Origin of the sequence: Stenotrophomonas maltophilia group sp. RNC7 (genome assembly GCF_030910085.1) — a bacterium.
GTDB lineage: Bacteria > Pseudomonadota > Gammaproteobacteria > Xanthomonadales > Xanthomonadaceae > Stenotrophomonas > Stenotrophomonas sepilia.
This window is the reverse complement of record NZ_JAVFVN010000326.1, coordinates 1-429: the sequence shown is the minus strand read 5'-3', so window position 1 is coordinate 429 and position 429 is coordinate 1. Positions and strand designations below refer to the sequence as shown.

Below are 429 nucleotides of genomic sequence, written 5' to 3'. Positions count from 1 at the left end.
TGCGAATTTGGCGTCGGAAAATAGTATCCATCGGACAGGCGAACACAAAACTGCAGGCTTTTCCTCGCCCCGAAAACCTTCTTTGGCGTCTCGTCTGCAGACGGTCCTGTTCGCGCAAGACCGGCCGGAGAGGAGGCGTTCGTTGCCTTTGGACGTTTTATGCCTGAAGCTGCTGCCCTGCTTTCGGCCCTGCATTCGCGATCAATTGCAGAAGCGGCGTTTAGTTCCTGTTGTACTTCACTGATCTTCATTCCGACCTCGCGGCAGGCATTAAACAACCCGCCGCCTGATTCACCGGGTTTGCAACCACGTCCGCGCTGGATAGCCCGAAGCGCCGAGAGCTGTCGTTGCAGCATTTTAACCGCCGGATTTGTCGCCGACTGACGCGCCCCGCAAGACGCTGCGAGCGCGCCGAGATCGGGAAAAGAC

At 57.8% G+C, this 429-nt stretch carries 1 protein-coding gene; it reads right to left on the bottom strand.

The features are described from left to right. Positions 1-251, bottom strand: a 251-nt coding sequence (locus RCF13_RS05365; RefSeq protein ID WP_308140933.1) for a hypothetical protein, incomplete at its 3' end; no start/stop codon positions are given. Positions 252-429: the final 178 nt, after the last annotated feature.